The sequence below is a fragment of the Enterococcus sp. FDAARGOS_375 genome, assembly GCF_002393265.1.
GTDB classification, from domain to species: Bacteria; Bacillota; Bacilli; order Lactobacillales; family Enterococcaceae; genus Enterococcus_D; species Enterococcus_D innesii.
In genome coordinates this window covers 2,189,202-2,202,964 of sequence record NZ_CP023515.1, presented here as the reverse complement: position 1 = coordinate 2,202,964, position 13,763 = coordinate 2,189,202, and the positions used below count along the sequence as shown (strand labels likewise).

Here is a 13,763-nt window from a genome sequence, read left to right as displayed (position 1 = left end):
TTACCCTCCTATTGCCGTGATTGGATCGACTTTTGTGACCGTCCGAATGGAGAATAAGCCGCCTAGAACTGCCACGAGAATCAAGATGCCGCTATAAAGCAGCCATTGCTTGAATTCAAAGAAAAATGGCATGGCATCTGGTAAAAACAAACTGGTGCCGTATGCCGCCGCAAAGGCTAGGGCTACCCCGATCACACCGACCATAAATGCTTGCGCAATAATTGATTTGGCAATAAAGCTGGTCCGAATGCCTTGGGCTTTCATCACACCAAAAATCGCCGTTTTTTGCAGGGTGATCACATACATGAAAATCCCCACGATTGCCGTTGCAACGACAAATAAGAAGTAGATCATGGCATTTAAGGTCAAGTTTTGGGCAGAAAATCCAGGAAGCTTTTCAATAAAGTCTTCCGTTGCCAACACTTTAAGCTGATTTCCTTCTTGGTTATCGACTTTCGGATCACTTGATTTGGTCACAATGATATTGATGGGCTGCTCCTTGTCAGATGCAAATGGTTGATTAGCAAACTTCATTTTCGTCCAAGTATCGAGGGAAGTATAAATCACTGGTGACACCGTATAAGACGTTTCTGGGGTGATCCCAACGACTTTGAAGGTTTCATCTGAGCGTCCGATTTTCACTTGGTCTCCGACCTTGATACCTTCTTCTGCTAAATTTTCTGAAATCGTGATCTCATTTTCTTTTGAAAACAGCTTGCCCTCTAAGACTTCTGGTAACAAGAACGCATCGTCTTGTGTACCAAAAACAGTCACATTGACTTGTTCATCGTTGACCGTGATGACACTGCTATATAAACCAATCGGGGCTTTTTGGGTTCCTGCTACACGGTCTAGATCCCCTCTCGTCAATTGCGAAGCCGCAAATGTGTCATTCGCATCTTCTGATAAAACGATCGCGGATGAATCCCAGTCGACGATGGCCTTTTTAAAATCCCAGTTAAGTCCGGTAGCTAAGCCAGACAATATAAAAACAACATAGGCAATCAAAAACATGATTCCTACGATCAGCCCATATCTTAATTTTGAATAATGCATTTCTTTTATAGCCAGAAACATTGCTCTTTCCTCCTGTTTTCCAAATGTTGACAAAGTGTCACTTTTTGAAGAATACCACACAAGGTGACACTTTGTCACTTTTTACAACTCGAAATGTTTGCAAGGTTGATCGATCATTCTTTTTCTGTCATTCACTGAGGATGTTTTTTCTAAAGGAGTGAGAAAAAAGAGAGTTGAATAGTGGGCGTTTCGCGTAAAATACGCCATTTCCTTTTAACATTCTTGGCTAGATGTAAAAAAAGCATGGCCGACCGTAAATAGTCGAACCATGCTTTGGCAAAAACGAACACGAGGATTTCATTACTAGTATTCTTGAGATCAGCTGACTTTGCTTTGTCCAATTGTGGAAATTACTGCTCGTAACTGATGACACGAAGTATCAAACTGCCGTTTTTCCTCAGGGGTAAGCGTCAATTCAATAATTTCGCGGACGCCGTTTTGGTCCACGACTGCAGGAACACCTGTGAATAAATCGTTGATGCCATATTCCCCATCAAGGTAGGAAGACACCGGCAGAATCGCTTGCTCATCATTTAAGATCGCTCGAACGATTCTTGCGACACTCATCCCTATCCCGTAAAATGTTGCTTGTTTTCGATCGATGATTTCATAGGCGGCATTTTTTACTCGTTCAGAAAGAACCGCTAGATCGGCAACGGTCAAACGATCCTTTTGCTTGATCAATTCTACGATCGGTTGACCACCGATCGTTGTATGGGACCAGACAGCGACTTCCGAATCACCGTGTTCCCCAATGATATACCCATGAATATTCCGTGGATCGATGGCTAATTTTGCCGCCACTTCTTTTCGAAGTCTTGTGGTATCGAGGGTCGTTCCCGTACCAACAACACGATTGGCTGGCAGCCCTGACACACGCCATGCTTGATAAGTTAAGACATCGACTGGGTTTGAAGCGATGACAAGCACGCCATCAAAGCCTGAAGCCATCACTTGTTTTGTGACGCTTGCCATAATTTCGGCGTTCACATCGATCAATTCAAGCCGTGTTTGTCCTGGCTTTTGGTTGATCCCTGCAGTAATAACGACGATATCAGCATCTTTACATTCCGAGTACTCTCCCGCCCAAACTTTGATGTTTTCTTGCCCCCATGACATACCGTCTAACAAATCGAGGGCTTCTCCTTCTGCTTTGTCTCGATTGACATCGATCAAGACCAATTCATTGATTAGTCCTTGATTGATCATGGAATACGCAATGCTCGTTCCAACGAAACCTGTTCCGACAACGACAACTTTTCTGCTTGTACTTTTCATGTGCGATCCCTTCCCTTTCTTTTCAAATACTTGTGCTATTGTTTTGCGTAGAGTACGCATTTTCTCAAAAAATGGATGATTTTTTGTTTTCCTTAATAACTATGACCGGCAATCAGCGCTTTGGTTTGCTGATACAAATGAACAGCATATTTTCCTAACACATAGCAGACGACAATCACGGCAAAGCTGGTTTCAATAATCGTTAAGGCTTGTAGAAACCCAAATATCAGTGGGTGATTCGCAAAAAACAGTGCTGATTTGAACATTGCAGTCGCCGAGATCACAAGAGGAAACGTAAATGCCGCATAGCTTGGGTAAAACCCGACTGCCAGCATGTTTTTCATATAAGCGACAACACAGAAATAAATCGTTTGTGACAATAACAGCATAAAGGCGACAAACCAAGCAGAGCCTTGTTCAAATACGGAAAGGTAACCTGCTAAGCAAAGAGAACCTGGTGCTGTTAAAATCGTGATCAAAGGAACTGCCGCACGTTCCGTCAGCTTTTGATGGACGACTCGCTTTAAAATAATCGGCAAAAGCGCAAAATACAATACCAATGCGATCCAGACGATCACTTCCCCTAGCTCTTTAAAAAAGACAGCAGAAGTATTGGGAATTACGCCAATCCCGACGAAGGTAATAAACCAGCTTGGATAAATGTATTCCAGCGAAAGGTCGACAGGCAAAATATGCACGACAACAAAATAGATCATTAGAGCAAAATGTAAGCCGATAGCCCCCCACCAGAGCAGATCATTCACCACTGCATTGGGAATGACCCGTTCAAAAACAGTGGAGATCACCATCAGCGCCATCGTAAAGGTCGGCGCCACCGAAGCAACGATTGGGTTTTGCAACTCTGACATCGTGTGCTTAAATGTAAAGCATACTTTCAGAAGGAAGAGCCCCTTGATGAAAATACCAAGGGTGCAAAACGCATTTCCAACCGTCTCCATTCCTTCTGAATACAATAAATTCCCCAAAGACACAGTGCCTAAAATCAAGCCGCAAATCGGGATTGGCAATGAATGTAAAAAATGCTGGATCGATGTTTTCATCAACTCATCCTTTCTTAACGTATGAAAATTTCAATTAAATTTGCTTTCTTTTTTCTCTACACTTATACTATAATCACCTGATAACTATTTGTAAAATTGTACTTTTAAATACTAATTATAAATATTATTAATAATAAAGGAGTCCGCAAAATGATTGAATTGCTCAAAACCTTCATTGTTGTTTATGAAACGAGAAACTTTAGTCTTGCCGCAAAACAGCTCTATAAAACTCAGCCAACGATCTCCTTGCAAATCCAACGATTAGAGGCGGAACTTGGCTTCAAACTTTTTGAACGTAAAGGAAAACAATTGATTTTACCCACTAGCCAAGCGGAGTTTTTGTATCCTCGTGTGGTCGACTCCCTCCGCTCATTGTCCACTATTTTTTCGCAAGCCAAAGACACCAAAAATTTTAAAACAGCGTGTGTGCTCGCTTGTTCGAATACCACCGCCGTTTACTTACTGCCTAGCATCATGGCACAGCTGATTGCAGAATTTCCAACATTTGCCTTTGAAATCAAAATCATGAATTCGCAAGAAGTGATCGATGCCGTCGAATCAAACAAAGCCCATATCGGCCTGATCGAAAAATCAATCGTTTCGCCATTGATCCAAAAAGAATTCGTTTATCGCGATGAATTGGTGTTAGCAGGCAACCTCGCTTCTGATTTTTGGGTCTTGCGAGAAAACGACTCGGGGATGTATTACATTAACGAAACCTATCTTTACGCACAGCACCTAAATCCGCAAATCATCAAAGCCAATAATAGCGAAGTGATTTTGTCCCTACTAAAACAAAACATCGGCAAATCGATCATTTCGAAACTTTCATTACCAGAAGAGTTGCCTTGGCAGGAACTTGATCCAGAGTACCGCTATCGTGATCTTTTTATCATTCAGAATCGTCAACGTGTGACGCCGGAAACCGGAGAGGTTTATGAGGAGATTAAACGGCTGTTGTTAGCATTGATTCCATAAATATTAGTCTTTTGAACCAATTAAAGTGAATACAAAAAAAGACGCTGGAGTGTCGTTTGTCACTCCTCCAGCGTCTTTGTATTTTTATAATTCCTTGATAAACCGTTTCTGTTCATGACTGCTGTGGTAGCCATGATTTTCATAAAACCTGTGAGCAGCATGGCGTTTAACATTCGAATTTAATCGAATGCCTTGCATTCCTCGCTGTCGGGCTTCTTCTTCAATTGCCGACAGTAGTTTCCCGCCAACGCCTTGCTTTTGCACTTGATCATCCACTACCAAACCTAGGACATTAAAAAATTGCCCAGCAGAATAAACTGTTGAATACGGCTGTGCTTCAATCATCCCAACTGCTTTACCCTTTATTTCGGCAACAAGCAAGAGATGATCCTCCTCAGCTAAAATTCTCTTTAGGCCTTCGATCAATACTTCTTCTTCGATTGGATAGCCTAGTACTTTCGACAAATGAGTTAGTTCTTTATGATCAGACAATGCTGCGGCTCTAATTTTCATGATATTCTCCTGTCTTGCAGCTTTTGACTCAACTATATTTTTAGAATGCTTATTTGTCAAGAAAGCCCGTTCTGCGCCGCTGATGTGAAATACCAAAAACTACATAAACTGAGATGGAAATAAGAATTAAAAGAAAACCGACAAGCTGCCTTCTGACTTTCCTCCTTTCGTGCAACTCGTACAGAGGAGAGATTTTTGCATACCTTGGAAAGGATGGCTTAGGTATACATTCGCTATTGGCATTCAACCTGCAAAGATTCTCGTCTGTTTCGCATTAGTATTAAAAAAGGCTCGTAAATACTTTGATAAGACTTACGAACCTTTTTCACTTTTCTATGGCACAAGCGGACTCGCCGCTTCGCGTGACTTTTTCTCAGTAGCAATTACTCTACATACAATGTCACAAATTTTGCGTGGCCTATCTTTTCAAGAGTGACTACATTCTTTTCCACAACCAGTGCTTCTTTTGTAGCTTCTTTTAAATCGACTGTTTCTACTAACTTCACTGGATGGTTGAATGTGATCGTTGCGTGTCCACCTTCATCTAAAAGCCCATTGTATAGACGCAAAATATAACCTAGACGATCTTCGGCTTTTTTCAATACACTCAGGGTCAAATTGCCATTGATCTCAAAAAGACTAAAGTTTGCCGGTAAGGTTGGTTCAACCGGTCCTAAAGTAAATATCAAGCGGGAATTCAGGAATTCTGCGGATTGATAAAGAGTGATCGGTGTTACTGCTTGTTTGGCACTCTGTGCAACATTTGCTTGATCAAATCCTTTAGCAAAGTAAGCAACAGAGAAATCAAAATGCATCGTTTTGTGGCACTGCGCAGCTGGTGTCGCAATCACTGATTCTCCTGAAGCACGCCCTGGTCGATACAGTAGATTCTCTTTCCCCATGAAGCCATAGGTTCGGAAAATCGTTAAGCGAATCGTATCAAACGCTTTCCCCACGATCTCATATTCACGTACACCCTTGGGCATGACTGCTACGCCATGGGATGCATCGAATAAACCGACAAACGATTGACAAGTTTCTATGGCGATCGGCTGCTCATTCCATTGCTCTTTATTAGCTTCCCAAAGAGCCATTTCTTTTTCAAACACAACAGGGCGCTGCAACGTGCCAAACTGTTGGTCAGCCAGCGAAAATTTCGAGGCAATTCCGGTATCAAATAGCACACATACCCGATGACTATCCACTTGTTGGTTTTCAACCGTTAAGTTGAAATCAATTTGTTGCGATTGTTTTTTCAACACGATCGTCAATTGGATCGGTAGTGAAGCCGAGACCTTCTTTTCTGCACGTTCAGCTAAATCCTTCGGAACCCTCAGCGTGAATACCACATCAATCTTTTGGTAGATTGCTGATTGCTGAATCGAGATCGTTGGTTGCGCATCAATTGATGAAATCACAAAATCTTTCACAGGTGGTGAATAATTGAATGAATCACCATCGTCGCCATTTTCTTCAATGATCCCTTGATTTTGATAAAGCACCTGATTGGTTTTATCTAGAATATCTAACGAGCCATTGCTATTGACAGTGATCTGATAGTACTCATTTTCGATCGTATTGGTTGTAATCTCCTGCAATGGTGCGCTTGTATCACCTTTTAAATCAATTGTCAGCTGGGTATACCCCATACTCGGCACATCAGTCGTTTCTATGGCAATCTTTGCTTTATAGACTTTCTCCGGCAAATAGATCTCCTTGACTGGATCTAATATGTTCCCCTGATTCAACACATACTCCGTTTGGTCGGTAAGCTCTAAAATCGTATAAGGTAACGCCTGACCTGACTGGTCAAGGATCGCAAAATCTTTTTGCGGCAAATAAACCTCTGCTTCGATCACCCCATTACGTTTTGTGTCATAGGTATTGAAAAGCGTAAAAGTAATTTCTTTTGCTTGTGGGTTGTTGATTGCAGTAGAAATCTGTCGTAACATCAATTCGACAAGATTCATAGAAATATCTCGCGCTTGCTTATAGCGCATATAGATATCTTCGTTGGTCGTATCAGAAACACAAGAACCGATCGAATCATGCGCCGCATTTTCAAACATTAACTTCCAAATCTCTATGACTGTTTCTACGGGGTACTCAAATCCTAATTGCATAGCCATGGTTAAGATAGGCTCCATGACATTGACTAAGTAATGTTGGATCTGTGTGTTCATCGCCTTCAAATCAGGACGTGAAGAAAAAATCGTTTTGTGAATTCGCATCAATTTGCCGTTGATCAGTTCACCAGCGATTTCTTCCAACTCAGGATGGCGTACTTTGACCGCAGCAATGTATTTTTCGATCGTTGAAAATTGTAACTCATACTCATCCTGATACAGTTGATTCATTCGATCAACCAATTCTGGAAGATTTTCTCTAACTGGTGCTTGGTCGAAACCATTTGGAAAATACACTTGATCCGTTGCACTGCGCCCCCAAGTCGTTTTAAACGGTTCTTGATGTAAGAACTCTGCTAATTCTGCTTCTCGTTCAGGAATGGCACCGCCAATGTAGTACCCACTTGGGATCTGGTAAACATTGACCACAGAACCATCTTCTCCACGCCATTTGTACTCTGTGTGTTTAACATCGTCATCACTGACACCGCGCCAAAACATTGTGTCTGTGATACCAAACTCACGATAGATTTGTGGCATACTAGCTGCTTGTCCGAAAGAATCTGGCACATAGCCGACATTCATGTAGGTTCCGAATGCTTCACAAATTTTCATGCCATATAACATATTACGAACAATGCTTTCTCCCGAGATCACTAATTGATCGGTTTGTGTGTACCATGGGCCAATGATCAATTTTCCTTGTTGAACAAGTTGTTGAATCCTTTCTTTGTCCTGTGGGCGCCATTTCAAGTAATCATCTAACAGAGAAGCCTGTCCATCTAAAATGAAACTTTCATAAGGATCATCCTTTTCTAGTTGTTCAATGACGTTTTTTAGATCGTGCATCAAATAGATTTTCGAGCGACTCGTCGTAAAATACCATTCGCGATCCCAATGACTGTGGGGTACGACATGTACTGTTTTTTTCATTCAATCATTCCTCTCCCGTGATTAAAAAAGGCACGTAACGATGGGTGTCGTTCGTGCCTATTAATTTTTCTCAATTTTTTTACCATCTGGTACGCATCATTTGATCCTTACATAAATGCTTCGAATTTTGAAAATCGTTTCTCTTCAAATACTCTTGTTTTCTTCCCCAAGTCTTGTCCTTGTCAGATACCTTAAAGCGTTCTTGAAAAATCACCTGCTCGTGCCTTTTCTTTTGCTACTATTTAGCTAATCAGCCTTGTTACTTAGTTTTCAAAGCTCACTTCAATATCATCGAGGGCAATATCTTCTGTTTGTTCTTCTTGCTTATTGAAATTCACGAATAAAGGCGCGACAAAACCGATGAAGGCTGCTCCTGCAAATAGTCCAATCAAATACGCCCAACCGTTTCCAACAGTGAAGAAGCCGTAGATTCCCCCAACTGGTGGCATTTTGTCATACATTCCTAATGCGATCCCCAAACCAGAAGCAATTGCACCTCCCAACATGTTGATCGGCACAAGCCGTAATGGATTGACTAATGTAAAAGGAATTGCTCCTTCTGTGATTCCGATGAACCCCATAATAAAGTTATTACGCCCAGCATCCAGTAGCTCTTTGTTGAATCGATTTTTGTGGAACAAAGTTGCTAAGGCATATCCAAATGGTACCGCACAAATCGCAACGTTCACGATGATGGCTGGTAAATAGACTCCTTCCGCTAGTAACACATTTCCTGCCATCCAAGCAGCTTTGTTTACAGGTCCCCCTAAGTCAGAGCCAATCATTGCCCCCATGATGAATGCCAGTAAAATTTTGTTAACGTCATTTTCAATCATGGTTCGGATCCATTCAACCAAACTAGTATTGATCCACGCCAAGGGCTCAGAGAGTAAGGCGCCCATGACGATTGCTACGGACAATGTAGCAATCAAAGGTAAAATTACCAACGGCATCACCCCAGCAAACGACTCCGGTAATTTGATATGTTCTTTCGCCCACTTCACTAAGTATCCTGCTAAGAACCCAGCAATAACTGCCCCTAAAAACCCAGCATTGGTGCTAGAAGCGACTGCACCACCGATAAAGCCGGCACCTAGCGCAGCCTTATCTCCAACAGAATACGCGATAAAACCAGCCAAGACAGTATTGATCAAGCCGATTCCTGCCCACCCTACTTGTTCAATCAAATAAAGCGCATGTTTAAAGCCTTCCGTGTCAGCATAAGGATCTAAGCTTGTGATCCCCATACCAAGAGCAATCATTTTCGGAATGGCAACAACCAGTGAAGCACCAATAATCAATGGCAGTACAAAACTAATTCCACTCATCAAGTGGCCTTTTAAATCTGCTAGAACTCTTTTCATCATCCTTGCCTCTTTCCTTTAGTTTGCGTTTCTTTGTTCAACAGCAGCTACACATTTCTTCAGCACCGCTTCCGGTGCCTTGATACACGTATTGATATTTACTCGAATTTGCGGTTTTCCTTCAAACCGTTCCATCCCAACAACTTTTTGGTCAGTCGCTAAAAGCAAGAAATCCGCTTCTTTTGCTTCGGCTGCAGTGATCTCATTGACTTGCCCTAATGAGCCTTGCTGTTCGATCTTGACCTCATAGCCAAGTTTCACACCAGCTTTTTCTAAAGCTTTTGCCGCCATCGGTGTATGTGCCAATCCAGCTGGACAGGCGGAAATTCCTACTATTTTCATACAATTTTCTCTCCCATCATTTCCTTTTTGATCAATTCTGCTAAATAAGCTTTGTCTTCTGATTGTTGAATCTGCTGGATGAATGTCTCTTCAAGCAATGCGGTTGCTAGGCGACTCAACATTTGCAGATGCACCGTTCCTTCATCTTTTTTAGGAACCATCAAAGCAAACACATTTTTGACTGCTGAATCATCGAAGGTTTCCCATTCGATGGCTTGCTCTAAACGAATAAACAAAACGGTCGGTTCCAAAACGGGTTCAGCTTTTGCATGTGGAATAGCAAAGCCTTCTTGTAAGCCGGTTGAATATTGTGCTTCCCGTTCAATGAATGCCGCACATGTATCTGCTGCATTGGTAACGATCCCTGATTCATAGGCATGATGCGCAATTACGTGAAACAGTTCTTCTTTTGATGTAACAGCCACATTCAAGAGAATATTTTTTTTCTGAAAATCCATCTCATCTGCTCCTTTCCTTTATTATGAAACCATTAGCGTAATTCGTGTGGTTTATTTTCTGTACACGTTTAATTTACGGTTTCTAATTCACGATGTAAACACAACAAATTTCCAATTCAAGTGGCAATCATTAGTAAAGCGTTTTCCAAAATGATTGCCAACTCTTCTGGAAATTTTCGGTACTGGTGAAGCATTTCATTCTTATTCTTTCTATTGTATGATGAGAAAGAGCACGGAGGTGAAACAAGTGTCAAAACTTGCTTATCAACGATTAGATGATCTAATGGAAGTATTAACTAGACAAACGGCGCCGCTACCAATGAAGGAGTTAACAAAAAGCTTCTCGATTTCTGAGCGAACGGTTCGGACCGACATTGCAAATTTGAATGATTTGTTAACAAATGTGGGTGCCTCCATCAAGTTGATTCGAGGGCAAGGCTATTTGTTGTCTATTGGTTCAAAAGAACGATTTCATGACTGGTGGACTGAAAGTATGTCGACTACCGAGTCCTTTCTAACTACGAGTGAAGAACGACAAGCCTATCTACTTTTCCTTTTATTTAAGAATGAAAACCCTTTATCCTTAGATGATTTTCTTGATCGATTATTTATTAGTAAAAACACCTTTTACTCATACTTAAAAACGGCTCGAGACAATTTAGCGACCTATCAATTAAAAATAGTAAATCGTCCAAATATTGGCTTTGAAGTCTTGGGTAACGAATTCGCCAAGCGACAAGCAATCAGTGATCTTTTGATTGAAAAAGATCTCCAAGAGTATTTGGTGGGTTTTACGGAAATGGAACTTGAGTTGTTTGATACGATTGATCTGACCCGCTTGCAAGAATTGTCATTAAATCATCTGGCGCCCTTAGACTTGTTAGACTCTGACTACTATCATAAAAACATTCTTTCTCATTTTGCTTTAGCAATCAGTCGCTTTATAGCTGGCCATCAGATCAACGAATTTCCCTTGCACGTGCCCACGCTCAAAGAAGACGCCCAGAAAGTTGTTGGTCACTTCTTAGAAGAAATCGATCATGCATTTGATATACAATTGACTGCTGGAGAAAAACAATACTTCATTTACTATCTTGCGATGAATGCACCACGTTTAGTTGAAACAGGCGATGCAAGCGATTCTTCCACGAAAACTGCGAAAGCCATTGTGGAAGAATTATTAACTGCGATCAAACAGACGTCAAACTATGCGTTAGAGACAGACAAGATGCTAATAGACGATTTGACATCTCATATTGAGGGCTTTATCAACATGAATCTAATGGATGCACGCCGTAGCAATCCATTGCTGGCAACGATCAGAAAATCTTTTCCACAGGCTTATGATTTATGTTTGACTCATTTAGAAACGGTAAGCCTGAAACACGGTTTTTATTTTTCTCCTGATGAGATCGGCTATATCGCTTTGCACATCGCAGGTGCTATGGAAAGGAGTTCCATCAGAAATCATCATAAACATCGCGTCATCCTTGTTTGCGGAACCGGTCGAGCCATGAGTCGTATTATTGAAGCAAAAATTATCAAGCACTATCAAGAAACGATCGAAGTCGTTGATCGCTTTTCTTACGTCGAGCTACAACAATGTGATCTTTCTGCCATTGATTTTGTGATCACAACCGTTCCATTAGAACAGTTCTCGGTTCCTTCTATTTACATCAACATGGCCAAGCTAGATAAAGAAATTGGCAAAATCGAACCGTTCATTGAAACGCTCAGTGAATCAAAAGATGGTATCTATTCATTGTTTCAAAAAGCATTTTTTCTTCATGAAAATCATGCAGATAAAGAAACCTTACTAAAGAAAATGGCGCAGCAACTGTACCAAAAAGGATTTTGTGCCCCAAGATTTTTATGACAGTGTGAAAAAACGAGAAGCAATCAATCAGACCAATATTAACGAGTGGCTTGCTATCCCCCATCCCATGACCTTGATGGCAAAACGCTCAGCCGTTTCAGTGGCGATCATTCCTGACGGCGTTGATTGGGGAAATGGTGATTTGGTTAAATTCGTCTTTCTCTTTGCGATTCAAAAAGACGAATATGAAGATACCGAAGAAATCTATAGTCTTTTATTAGAGTTGATGGATCGTGAAGATATTCAACAAGCAATCCTGCAAAATAGTGACTATCACCACTTTTTGAGCTGTATAAAGCAATTATAAACGGAGCTGGGGAATCCAGCTCCTTTTGTTGATATGACTAATCTTATTTGATAGCTCTTTTTCTCATTCATAGTATGCAAGATTAAGATTGTTTCTTGACCTTTAAAATTTTAAATATCATTAACAAGATGAAACCAATAATACAAAACAATCCAACGAGAACATATCGTTGATCTGCAGTTTCTCCTGTCTTAGGCAGAGCAGCACTGTCTGATTTTTTTATCCTTTTATTTTCTTTTTCTAACACTTTTGGCTTCGATATATTAGTGGAGCGATCATTTATTGAAAATTTGATCGGTGTTTTATCAATTTGATAACCACTCGGTGCTTTGGTTTCAATCAACTGATACTCTCCTACTTCTAAATTACTTATCTCAACCTTTCCATCTTTGCTCGTAACTATGTTTTTTTGTACAATATTTCCTTTCGAATCTTGCAGCTCAAACTCTGCATTTGCCAGTAGTTTTCCTGTTTCGCTGTCTACTTTTTTCAGAGTTACTTTCCCAAGTTTTGGTGATACATAAGTATTCTTGAAAATAATCGATTCTTGGTACGCTGGACTTGCCACTAATTGTCCAGATTGGTCTTCCACATTTACGGTTACATGGTATTCTGTTTGGTCATAAGTGATCGTGCTATCTGTCCCTGCGACTTCTCGGATCGTATACTTGTATGTGCCTGCTTGGTCATAGTCGATTGCATCGAAGTAAATTTTTCCGTTGGCATCATTGCTCTTGGTTTGAATCACTTCCCCTTGTTCGTCCAACAGCTGGAATTGAAATTCATCTGCACTTAGTGCTTTGCCAGTCAATTCTTTACTTGCTTCTAGAACCGCACTCCCTTTTGCGGGATTGTAGCTATTTTTAAAAACAGCACTGCCTTCATAGCTTGGACTTGCCACTAATTGCCCCGATTGGTCTTCCACATTTACGGTTACATGGTATTCTGTTTGGTCATAGGTGATCGTGCTATCTGTCCCTGCGACTTCTCGGATCGTATACTTGTATGTGCCAGCTTGGTCATAGTCGATCGCATCGAAGTAAATTTTTCCGTTGGCATCATTGCTCTTGGTTTGGAGCACTTCCCCTTGTTCGTCCAACAGCTGGAATTGAAATTCATCCGCACTTAGTGCTTTGCCAGTCAATTCTTTACTTGCTTCTAGAACCGCACTTCCTTTTGCGGGATTGTAGCTATTTTTAAAAACAGCACTGCCTTCATAGCTTGGACTTGCCACTAATTGCCCCGATTGGTCTTCCACATTTACGGTTACATGGTATTCTGTTTGGTCATAGGTGATCGTGCTATCTGTCCCTACGACTTCTCGGATCGTATACTTGTATGTGCCAGCTTGGTCATAGTCGATTGCATCGAAGTAAATTTTTCCGTTGGCATCATTGGTCTTGGTTTGGAGCACTTCCCCTTGTTCGTCCAACAGCTGGAATCGATATTC

10 protein-coding genes and 1 pseudogene are annotated in these 13,763 nt (G+C 41.2%); 2 read left to right on the top strand and 9 right to left on the bottom strand.

Going from position 1 to position 13,763, the window contains the following annotated elements; genetic code table 11:
- The 3 genes from CO692_RS11755 to CO692_RS11745 form a co-directional block, all read right to left on the bottom strand.
- A complete protein-coding gene (locus tag CO692_RS11755) occupies positions 1–1,077 on the bottom strand; it encodes an ABC transporter permease (protein ID WP_096742301.1) in 1,077 nt (358 codons plus the stop codon).
- A 318-nt stretch (positions 1,078–1,395) separates the two neighbouring features.
- Positions 1,396–2,355 (bottom strand): L-lactate dehydrogenase, encoded by a 960-nt coding sequence (locus tag CO692_RS11750; RefSeq protein ID WP_010747562.1) that lies wholly within the window; start codon positions 2,353–2,355, stop codon positions 1,396–1,398.
- 92 nt (positions 2,356–2,447) lie between these two features.
- Positions 2,448–3,416 (bottom strand): TDT family transporter, encoded by a 969-nt coding sequence (locus tag CO692_RS11745; protein ID WP_096742300.1) that lies wholly within the window; start codon positions 3,414–3,416, stop codon positions 2,448–2,450.
- Positions 3,417–3,566: 150 nt separating this feature from the next.
- Here CO692_RS11745 and CO692_RS11740 point away from each other — a divergent pair, with 150 nt between their 5' ends.
- Positions 3,567–4,394 (top strand): LysR family transcriptional regulator, encoded by an 828-nt coding sequence (locus CO692_RS11740; protein ID WP_096742299.1) that lies wholly within the window; start codon positions 3,567–3,569, stop codon positions 4,392–4,394.
- 84 nt (positions 4,395–4,478) lie between these two features.
- Here the strand turns inward: CO692_RS11740 and CO692_RS11735 are convergent, their stop codons facing one another.
- The 5 genes from CO692_RS11735 to CO692_RS11715 all read right to left on the bottom strand — a co-directional run bounded on the left by CO692_RS11735 (position 4,479) and on the right by CO692_RS11715 (position 10,130).
- Entirely contained in the window at positions 4,479–4,907 is a 429-nt protein-coding gene (locus CO692_RS11735) for a GNAT family N-acetyltransferase (RefSeq protein WP_005225265.1), read from the bottom strand.
- A gap of 383 nt (positions 4,908–5,290) precedes the next feature.
- Complete coding sequence (gene mngB / locus CO692_RS11730; RefSeq protein ID WP_005225264.1) at positions 5,291–7,966, bottom strand: mannosylglycerate hydrolase; 2,676 nt, start codon at positions 7,964–7,966, stop codon at positions 5,291–5,293.
- A gap of 263 nt (positions 7,967–8,229) precedes the next feature.
- Entirely contained in the window at positions 8,230–9,330 is a 1,101-nt protein-coding gene (locus tag CO692_RS11725) for a PTS fructose transporter subunit IIC (protein ID WP_060792679.1), read from the bottom strand.
- Between the two features lie 18 nt (positions 9,331–9,348).
- Positions 9,349–9,672, bottom strand: coding sequence for a PTS fructose transporter subunit IIB (locus CO692_RS11720; protein WP_005225262.1), 324 nt, complete (start codon positions 9,670–9,672; stop codon positions 9,349–9,351).
- Positions 9,669–10,130 (bottom strand): PTS sugar transporter subunit IIA, encoded by a 462-nt coding sequence (locus tag CO692_RS11715; protein ID WP_005225261.1) that lies wholly within the window; start codon positions 10,128–10,130, stop codon positions 9,669–9,671. Before CO692_RS11715 ends, CO692_RS11720 begins: the two co-directional genes overlap by 4 nt.
- A gap of 247 nt (positions 10,131–10,377) precedes the next feature.
- On the opposite strand from CO692_RS11715, the pseudogene CO692_RS11710 reads away from it, so the two are divergent.
- Positions 10,378–12,313 (top strand): annotated as a pseudogene (locus tag CO692_RS11710) (BglG family transcription antiterminator).
- An 82-nt stretch (positions 12,314–12,395) separates the two neighbouring features.
- Here CO692_RS11710 and CO692_RS17715 read toward each other — a convergent pair.
- Positions 12,396–13,745: a Spy0128 family protein gene (locus CO692_RS17715; protein ID WP_081117233.1), complete on the bottom strand. Its 1,350-nt coding sequence runs from the start codon at positions 13,743–13,745 to the stop codon at positions 12,396–12,398.
- Positions 13,746–13,763 lie beyond the last annotated feature (18 nt).